Origin of the sequence: Streptomyces solincola (genome assembly GCF_002982015.1) — a bacterium.
GTDB lineage: Bacteria > Actinomycetota > Actinomycetes > Streptomycetales > Streptomycetaceae > Streptomyces > Streptomyces solincola.
In genome coordinates this window covers 39937-48891 of record NZ_PVLV01000020.1, presented here as the reverse complement: position 1 = coordinate 48891, position 8955 = coordinate 39937, and the positions used below count along the sequence as shown (strand labels likewise).

At 74.0% G+C, this 8955-nt stretch carries 9 protein-coding genes; 8 read left to right on the top strand and 1 reads right to left on the bottom strand.

The window, feature by feature from the left end; all coding sequences use genetic code 11:
- Nucleotides 1–7 precede the first annotated feature (7 nt).
- Complete coding sequence (locus C6N75_RS01755) at nt 8–1171, bottom strand: sensor histidine kinase (protein ID WP_105867045.1); 1164 nt, start codon at nt 1169–1171, stop codon at nt 8–10.
- Between the two features lie 359 nt (nt 1172–1530).
- Here C6N75_RS01755 and C6N75_RS01750 point away from each other — a divergent pair, with 359 nt between their 5' ends.
- Genes C6N75_RS01750 through C6N75_RS01715 form a run of 8 tightly spaced genes read left to right on the top strand, consistent with a single transcriptional unit; the run spans nt 1531 to nt 8945 of the window.
- Nucleotides 1531–1965 carry an NADH-quinone oxidoreductase subunit A gene (locus C6N75_RS01750; protein ID WP_258177166.1) on the top strand — a complete coding sequence of 145 codons (435 nt, stop codon included), beginning with the start codon at nt 1531–1533 and terminating at the stop codon, nt 1963–1965.
- The gene (locus C6N75_RS01745) at nt 1956–2603 is read left to right on the top strand and encodes an NADH-quinone oxidoreductase subunit B (protein WP_105867044.1); all 648 of its coding nucleotides are present in this window, start codon (nt 1956–1958) and stop codon (nt 2601–2603) included. Before C6N75_RS01750 ends, C6N75_RS01745 begins: the two co-directional genes overlap by 10 nt.
- Nucleotides 2600–4276 (top strand): NADH-quinone oxidoreductase subunit C, encoded by a 1677-nt coding sequence (locus tag C6N75_RS01740; protein ID WP_181160284.1) that lies wholly within the window; start codon nt 2600–2602, stop codon nt 4274–4276. Before C6N75_RS01745 ends, C6N75_RS01740 begins: the two co-directional genes overlap by 4 nt.
- On the top strand, nt 4273–5241 hold the full coding sequence (locus tag C6N75_RS01735; RefSeq protein ID WP_105867043.1) for a complex I subunit 1/NuoH family protein: 969 nt from the start codon (nt 4273–4275) through the stop codon (nt 5239–5241). Before C6N75_RS01740 ends, C6N75_RS01735 begins: the two co-directional genes overlap by 4 nt.
- Nucleotides 5241–5897, top strand: coding sequence for a NuoI/complex I 23 kDa subunit family protein (locus C6N75_RS01730; protein ID WP_105867042.1), 657 nt, complete (start codon nt 5241–5243; stop codon nt 5895–5897). Before C6N75_RS01735 ends, C6N75_RS01730 begins: the two co-directional genes overlap by 1 nt.
- Nucleotides 5894–6481, top strand: a complete 588-nt coding sequence (locus tag C6N75_RS01725) for an NADH-quinone oxidoreductase subunit J family protein (RefSeq protein ID WP_105867041.1) — start codon at nt 5894–5896, stop codon at nt 6479–6481. The genes C6N75_RS01730 and C6N75_RS01725 overlap by 4 nt, the downstream gene beginning before the upstream one ends.
- A complete protein-coding gene (gene nuoK / locus C6N75_RS01720; RefSeq protein ID WP_105867040.1) occupies nt 6481–6930 on the top strand; it encodes an NADH-quinone oxidoreductase subunit NuoK in 450 nt (149 codons plus the stop codon). Before C6N75_RS01725 ends, nuoK begins: the two co-directional genes overlap by 1 nt.
- Nucleotides 6927–8945 carry an NADH-quinone oxidoreductase subunit 5 family protein gene (locus tag C6N75_RS01715; protein WP_105867039.1) on the top strand — a complete coding sequence of 673 codons (2019 nt, stop codon included), beginning with the start codon at nt 6927–6929 and terminating at the stop codon, nt 8943–8945. Before nuoK ends, C6N75_RS01715 begins: the two co-directional genes overlap by 4 nt.
- Nucleotides 8946–8955: the final 10 nt, after the last annotated feature.

Below are 8955 nucleotides of genomic sequence, written 5' to 3'. Positions count from 1 at the left end.
GGCGGCGTCAGATGTGTATAAGAGACAGCGTGGGGGCAGTGACGGGGCGCCAGGGCAGTTCGGCGGTGACGACGGTGGGGCCGCCGACGGGCGAGTCGACGATGAATGTGCCGTCCACCGCGCGAAGCCGGTCCGCCAGCCCCGCCATCCCGCTGCCGCCGTCGAGGCGGGCGCCCCCCTGCCCGTCGTCGCCCACGCGTATCAGCAGTCGGTCTTCGGTGCGCCAGAGGTCGATGGTGGCGGTGGTGGCGTGGGCGTGTTTGGAGATGTTCTGGAGGAGTTCGGAGACGGTGAAGTAGGCGATGCCTTCGATGGCGGGTGCGGGGCGGTGGGGGAGGTCGACGTCGAGGGTGACGGGGACGGTGCAGCGGGTGGCGAGGTGGGAGAGTGCGGCGTCGAGTCCGCGGTCGGTGAGGACGGCGGGGTGGATGCCGCGGGCGAGGTCGCGGAGCTCTTGGAGGGCGATTTTGACTTCGCCGTGGGCTTCGTCGACCATGCGGGCGGCTGCTTGGGGGTCGTGGGTGAGTTTTTCCTTGGCGAGGCCGAGGTCCATGGCGAGGGCGACGAGTCGGGCTTGGGCTCCGTCGTGGAGGTCGCGTTCTATGCGGCGCAGGTCGGCGGCGGCGGTGTCGACCACCACCCCCCGACCCGACTCCAACTGCGCGATCCGCCGCTCCAACTCGTCCGACGGCGAGAGCAGCCCGGTCACCAGTTTGCGGTCCACGTTGGTCAGCAACCGCATCAGCAGGGGCAGCAGCGGCCACAGTATGACGAGGGCGATCAGCGTGAGGCTGAACGTCAGCACCGCCCAGGGGAAGCGGACGAACTCGTAGAGCACCGCGCGCCACGCCACCGGGTCCCTCAGCCGCTCCCAGAGCCAGGGCAGCACCCCGCCCTCGGCCGGCGGGGGCAGCGGACTCGGCTCCTCCATCCGTATCCCGAGCAGCGCCCTGGCCCGCGCACGCTCGGCGCGCCCCAGCAGCCGGGCTCCGGCCAGCCCGCCGGCCAGCAGCGGGGCGCCGACGACGGTCACCAGCATCCCCGTGCCGACGGAGACCATGGTGATCGCGTAGACGAAGCCGATCAGGGCGACCGGGAAGCCGGACAGGAGGTAGAGGACCTCCTTCCAGACCTGCCGGTCGAAGGAGATACGTGCGCTGCGTGCGGTCATGGCTACAGACTGCCGGGGGCGGGTCACGAGCCGCCATGGGGTATGTCGGTGGATTCGACCGGGGGATAACCCCACCCCTGTGCCGCGTCTCGGCAGGCGGCACGACTGGCGGCGGCCGGCAGGCCAGGGCCTAGACTCCCGTGCGTACGAAACGCATAAGCACCCCGCAGCACACGCACCACACCACCGCACACGGGCAGGGATCGAGGGAGACGGACGTGCCGGAACCGACCGCGGCGACCGTGCCGATCGCGGCCAGCCCACCGTTCACGGCCGGTCCGCCGTTCACGGCCAGCCCACCGTTCACGGCCGGTCCGCCGTTCACGCCGGTCGGCCCGGACGTACTGCGCGGCTCGGACATGCTGCGCGGCTCTGACGTGCTGAGCGGGCCGGACGTGCTGGCGGCGGCGGACGTGCCGACGGCCGCGGGCTACTTCCAGAGCTACTCGGTGGTCGGCCTGCTCGCGGTGCTCGGCGTGCTCTTCGTCGCCGTCGCGTTCGCCGCGGGACGCCTGCTGCGGCCCGCCGTCCCCACGCCCGAGAAGCTGCTGACGTACGAGTGCGGCGTCGACCCGGTCGGCGAGGGCTGGGCCCACACCCAGGTCCGCTACTACGTCTACGCTTTTCTGTACGTCATCTTCGCGGTGGACTCGATCTTCCTCTTCCCCTGGGCGACCGTCTTCGCCGCGCCCGGATACGGCGGCACAACGCTGGTGGAGATGTTCGTCTTTCTCGGCTTCCTCGCCGTAGGACTGCTGTACGCGTACAAGAAGGGCGTCCTGACATGGACGTGACCCCGCAGAACCCGACCACTCCCGGCACCCCGGCCGCCCCGGTCGACCTCCCCGAGCCCCAGCTCCCCTCAGCCGCGGGCGGCGGCCGGCTCGGCGTGCTGTCCCGGCTCGCCCCCGAGCCGATGAAGGTGGTCCTCAACTGGGGCCGCCGGTACAGCCTGTGGGTGTTCAACTTCGGGCTGGCCTGCTGCGCGATCGAGTTCATCGCCGCCTCGATGGCCCGCCACGACTTCATCCGGCTCGGCGTGATCCCGTTCGCGCCCGGACCGCGCCAGGCGGACCTGATGGTGGTGTCCGGGACGGTCACCGACAAGATGGCGCCCGCGGTCCGGCGGCTGTACGAGCAGATGCCGGAGCCCAAGTACGTCATCTCCTTCGGGGCCTGCTCCAACTGCGGCGGCCCCTACTGGGACTCCTACTCCGTCACCAAGGGCGTCGACCAGATCATCCCCGTCGACGTGTACGTGCCGGGCTGCCCGCCGCGGCCCGAGGCGCTGCTCCAGGGCATCCTCAAGCTCCAGGAGAAGATCGCCCGCGAGTCCCTCGGCGAGCGCTACGGCCGCGCCGGCCGGCCGCCGTCCTCCGTCGACAGCCTCCGCAGCGCTCTGACGCCGCCGCCCGCGGGAGGTACGCCGTGAGCTCCCGCCACGACCTGCTCCCGGACGCCGTCACCGAGGTCTTCGGCCCGGAGGCCACCGCCGAGCAGGCCTACGACCTGCTGACGGTGGACGTCCCGCCCACCGAGTGGACGACCGCCCTGGAGACCGCCCGCACCGAACTGGGCTGCAGCTACTTCGACTGGCTGAGCGCGGTGGACGAACCCGCCACCGGCTTCCGCGTCTGCGCGCACCTCGCCGCCCTCGATGGCGGCCGGGTGCGGCGGCTGATGCTGCGCACGACCGTCCCGCACGCCGCCCCCGAACTGCCGAGCGCCGTCGGCGTCTACGCGGGGGCCGCCTGGCACGAGCGCGAGACGCACGAGATGTTCGGTGTCGTCTTCACCGGCCACCCCCACCTCGTACCGCTGCTGCTGCCGGAGAACTTCGAGGGCCACCCGCTCCGCAAGGACTTCGTGCTGGCGGCCCGGGTCGCCAAGGCGTGGCCCGGCGCGAAGGAGCCGGGCGAGTCGGAGCACGGCGGCCCGAAGCGGCGCCAGATGCTGCCGCCGGGTGTTCCCGACCCCAACGAGTGGGGCCCGCTCAAGGGCCAGCTCCCGCCCGCCCCGGCCCGTCCGACGCGGGACCGTCCCGCTCGTGCCGCGGGCGACCGACCCGCTCGCGCCGCCGGCGATCGTCCCGTACGGCGCGCCCGGACGGCCGCCGAGGGCTCGGTCGGCCAGACCGCCGCCCCCGAAGTCCCGGAGACGCCGGCAGCACCCGGCACCCCGCCGCCCACCGGCGGCGACCGGACGACGGGTACGCCGGCCGCCGCCCCCCAAGCCCCGGCGAGCGCAGCCGAGGGCACCACCACGCCGGCCACCGGGACTTCCGCGCCCGGACGGGCGGGGGCGCCCGACGCCCCTCGTCCGCGCCGCAACCGGCGCGCCTCGGAAGGCTCGGCCAGCCAGACGGCCCCGGACACCTCCGGCGGTACGCCGACGGGTGCGGGCTCGGGTGCCGCCGCGGGCCCGCGTGACGCCGCCGGCACCGGCGAGGGCACCGGGAAGGGCGAGGTCACCGGGGCGGGCGCCGCCGCGGCCGGCCCGGACGTGTCGGCCCCGGCCAGCCCTCGCCGAAACCGCAGCGCCGGCGCGGGCTCGGCCAGTCAGCGTGCCGCCCGAGCCCCGGACGCCGGGGCCGCGGGCGCCGGGACCGCCCGTAGCGACGCCGGATCCGCTGCCCCTGGGGCCGCCCGCAGCCATGGGCCCGCCCGAGCCGCGGACCCCGGGGCCGCGGACCCCGGGGCCGCGGACCCCGGGGCCGGGGACGCCGGGGCAGCCCGCAAGGACGCCGGATCCGCCGACCCTGGGGCCGCCCGCAGCCCTGCGGACGCCCCGGCAGCGGACGCCGAAACCGGGAGCACAGCGCCGGAGTCGCCGGAGTCACCCGAGTCGCCTCCCTCGCCTGGGTCGGGTGCGTCGGGTAAGCCGGCCGCCGCCTCCGGGGACGCGCCGAGGGGGACGTCCGCCACACCGCGTACCCGCAGCTCGGACGCTCCTTGGAACAACCCGCGCCCGGCCTTCGACGACCAGCCGGAGTCCGGCCGGACGCCGAAGGAGGAGCGCGGGGCCGAGGGACAGGCCGACGAGTCCCGGACATCGGGCGAGGCCCCGCGGAACGGGAAAGACCAAGAAGGAGACACCGACGCGTGAGCGACGCACTCGACATCGCCCTGCGGCTGCTCGTCGTGTTCGCCGTCTTCCTGGTGCTGCCGCTCGTGGTCGGCCAGACGGAACACAAGGTCATGGCCCATATGCAGGGTCGGCTCGGCCCGATGTACGCGGGCGGCTTCCACGGCTGGGCCCAGTTGGTCGCCGACGGCGTGAAGTTCGCGCAGAAGGAGGACGTGGTGCCGGCCGACGCCGACCGCCGCGTCTTCCAGCTCGCCCCGGCCGTCGCCCTCCTCCCGTACCTTCTGGTGCTGGTCGCCATCCCGATCGGGCCCGGCGAGGGCGCGGTCGGCCAGGTGGTCGACGCCGGGATCTTCTTCGTGCTGGCCGTGATGGGCGTCGGCGTCCTCGGCTCGCTGATGGCGGGCTGGGCGTCCGCCAACAAGTTCTCCCTCCTCGGCGGCCTGCGCACCGCCGCCCAGCTCCTCGCCTACGAGCTGCCGATGCTGCTCGCCGCGGCCTCGGTCGCGATGGCCGCGGGCACCGTGTCGCTGCCCGGCATCGTGGACGCCTTCGAGTGGTGGTGGCTGCCCTGGCAGATCACCGGCGCGCTGGTCTTCTTCGTCGCCGGCCTGGCAGAGCTCCAGCGGCCCCCGTTCGACATGCCGGTGGCCGACTCGGAGATCATCTTCGGCGCGTACACCGAGTACACCGGCCTGCGCTTCGCGCTGTTCCTGCTCGCCGAGTACGCGGGCATCGTGGTGCTGTGCGGGCTGACCACCGTCCTCTTCCTCGGCGGCTGGCACGGCCCGCTGGGCGCGGACGGGCTCGGCTGGCTGTGGACCCTGCTGAAGACCGCCGTGCTGGCCTTCGTGGTCATCTGGCTGCGGGTCAGCTACCCGCGGCTGCGGGAGGACCAGTTGCAGCGACTCGCCTGGACCACGCTCGTCCCGCTCGCCCTCGCCCAGATCGCCCTCACCGGCGTCGTCAAGGTGGTGATCCAGTAGTGCCTCCGATCCCCGGCTCCGGCCTGGCCAAGGGGCTGGCCGTCACCCTGCGGACGATGACGCGCAGGAGCCACACCGCGCAGTACCCGGACGCCCAGCCCGAACTGCCGCCCCGCACCCGCGGGGTGATCGGGCTGTTCGAGGAGAACTGCACCGTCTGCATGCTCTGCGCCCGCGAGTGCCCCGACTGGTGCATCTACATCGACTCCCACAAGGAGACGGTGCCGGCCGCCACCCCGGGCGGCCGTGAGCGCAGCCGCAACGTCCTCGACCGGTTCGCCATCGACTTCGCCCTGTGCATGTACTGCGGTATCTGCATCGAGGTGTGTCCTTTCGACGCGCTGTTCTGGTCGCCGGAGTTCGAGTACGCGGAGACCGACATCCACGAGCTGACACACGAGCGGGACAAGCTGCGCGAGTGGATGTGGACCGTGCCCGAGCCGCCGGCGCTGGACCCGGGCGCGGAGGAGCCCAAGGAGGTCGCCGCCGCGCGCAAGGCCGCCGACAAGCTCGCCGCCGCGGAGGCCGCGGCAGCCGAGGCGGCGGCCCAGGAAGCAGCCGCAGCCCGGGAGGCGACGGACGCACACGGGGCAGCCGTCGAAGACGCCGCTCCGGAAGCGGCGGACGCCCCGCGGACCGAGAGGGGCGAAGAGTGAGCCCGCTCGCCGCGGCCGCCGCGCACGGCTTCCTCTCGCCGACCGGCGTCGAGATCGCCTTCCTCCTGGTCGGCGTCGTCACCCTCGGGGCGGCCGTGCTCACCGTCACCACCCGGCACCTGGTGCACGCCGCGCTCTGGCTGGTGGTCGCCCTCGGCGGGCTCGCCGTCGAGTACCTGCTGCTGACGGCCGAGTTCATCGCCTGGGTGCAGGTGCTGATCTACGTCGGTTCCGTGGTCGTCCTCCTCCTGTTCGGGCTGATGCTCACCAGGGCCCCGATCGGCCGCTCCCCGGACGCCGACTCGGGCAACCGCCCGGCCGCGCTCGCGGTGGCCGTCGCCGCGGCCGCCGCCCTGGTGTGGGTGGTGGTCGACGCCTTCCGCGCCACCTGGATCGACCTCGACGGCCCCGCCCAGGGCTCCACCCGGGTCTCCGGCGAGATCCTGTTCCGGCACTGGGTGCTGCCCTTCGAGGCGCTGTCGGTCCTCCTCCTCGCCGCGCTGGTCGGGGCCATCGTGCTCTCCCGCCGCGACGGGGCCGACGCCGGCGGCGACCAGGCCGCCCCGCCCCGGAAGGACCGCTGATGCACCTCGCCTATCCGGCGGTCCTCGCCGCGCTGCTGTTCTGCACCGGGCTCTACGGGGTGCTCGCGCGCCGCAACGCCATCCTGGTCCTGATGTCCGTCGAGCTGATGCTCAACGCGGTCAACCTCAACCTCGTCGCCTTCGACGTCTGGCTCCGCGACACCCTGCACGCCGGGCAGGCGCTCACCCTCTTCACCATCGCCATCGCCGCCGCGGAGATCGGCATCGGCCTGGCCATCGTGCTGATGGTCTACCGCAACCGCGCCACCTCCGACGTCGACCGCCTGCGCGACACCGCCGAGCCGCGACCCCCGCTCTCCAGCGCCCTGCGCGCGACCGACCCGGACACGGACGCCCCGGGAGGCCCGGCAGGCGACGCCGACTCCGGCGACCCCGACCCCGACGACCCCGGCCGGGCGGCCGGCGAGAAGGCCGAGGCCACCGCGTGACCACCACGACCCTGGCCGTCCTCGTCCCCCTCCTTCCGTTCCTCGCCGCGGCCGCCGGACTGCTGCTGGGCCGCACCGCGCCCGGCTTCGTGCGGCCGCTGGCCGTGGTGCCCGTGCTCGCCGCGCTCGGCCTGGCCGTCACGGTCGCCGTACGCCAGGGCGGCGGCCCGGCGATCGACGCCGCCACCCGGCTCACGCCCACCGGCTCCGTCCCGGTCGACCTGGCCCTGCACCTGGACGGCTTCGCGGCGCTGACCGCCGTGCTGGTCACCCTGGTCGCCTCCTGCGTGCAGATCTACTCCACGGCCTACCTGCGCGACGACCCCCGCTACCCCTCCTACGCCGCACTGGTGTCGCTGTTCACCTCCGCGATGCTGCTCGTCGTCTACTCCGGCGACCTGATGGTGCTGCTGGTCGGCTGGGAGGTCATGGGCATCTGCTCGTACTTCCTGGTCGGCCACTACTGGGAGACCCCGCAGGCCCGGGCGGCCTCCCTGAAGGCGTTCCTGGTCACCAAGCTCGGCGACGTCCCCTTCCTCATCGGTCTGTTCGCGCTCGCCGCCGACACCGGCACCTTCCGCATCACCGGCATCCTGGAAGCGGTGGCCGACGGCCGGCTCGACCACCCCACGATCACGGCGCTGCTGCTGCTCGCCGGGGTGGCCGGCAAGTCGGCGCAGTTCCCGCTGCACACCTGGCTGCCCGACGCGATGGCCGGCCCCACCCCGGTCTCCGCGCTGATCCACGCCGCCACCATGGTCGCGGCCGGCGTCTACGTCGTGGCCCGGCTCCTTCCCGTCTTCGCCGCCTCGGCGGCCGCGCTGATCGTGCTCGCCGTGCTCGCCGCGATCACCATGGTCGGCTCCGGGGTCTGCGCGCTCGCCCAGGACGACATCAAACGGGTGCTCGCCTACTCGACCATCGGCCAGCTCGGCTACATGACCGGCGCCCTGGCCGTCGGGGACCGCGGCGCCGCCGTCTTCCACCTCCTCGCGCACGGCGCCTTCAAGGCGCTGCTGTTCCTCGCCGCCGGTGTGGTCATCCACGCCGCCGGCACCAACTCGCTGGCCGCCATGTCCCGGATGCGCGGCCTGGCCCGCCGTATCCCGGACGCCTACTGGACGATGACGCTCGCCCTGCTGGCGCTCGCCGCCATCCCGCCGTTCGCCGGCTTCTTCTCCAAGGAGGCCGTCCTGGTGGCCGCCGAGCACACCGCGCTCGGGGAGCCCACCGCCCTCGGTGAGGCGGCCGCCGTCCCGGCCGGCGCCGGCTGGATCGTGCTGGTCTCCGGTCTGCTCACCGCCGTCCTCACGGCCGCCTACGCGACCCGGCTGTGGCTGCTGGCCTTCCGCGGCCACGGCGCCGAAGCCCCCGACCACGGCCGCCAGCCGCTCGCCATGAACGCCGTCCTGTGGGTCCTCGCCCTCCCCTCCCTCGCCTTCGGACTGGCCGCGCCGCTGCTGCCCGACTGGTTCGACGGGCACCCGCTGACCCCGACCACCACCACCGCCGTCCTCGGCACCGGCGTCGCCCTCGTCGGCGCGCTGGTCACCTACGCGACCTGGCGGCACACCACCGCACGCGCCGGCCGCAGCCCGCTGGGCGCGGTCGCCGCCCACCCGGACGCCGAGCCGGCCGTCTCCGAGGCGGAGGCCATCGCCACCCACACCCCCGCCTACGGGGACATCGCCGCCGCCCCCGACCCGGCCGACCCCGGACGGCTGCTGCTCGGCCCGCTGCACCGCCCGGCCGCCGCCGGCTTCCACCTGGACGCCGTCTACACGGCCCTGTTCGTCCGGCCCGTCCGGGCCGCCGCCTCGCTGGTCGCCTTCCTCGACCGCGAGGTGGTGGAGACCTACGTCCGCGGCGCGGGCGCCGGCTCACGGCTGCTCGGCTGGACCGTCCGCCGCGCCCAGACCGGCAACGTGCAGACCTATCTCATCGTGCTGCTGGCCGGCTCCACGGCCCTGGCGGTCGCCGCCGTCGTCCTTGCCCACGTCAACGCCGGATCGTGAGCCGAGCCGT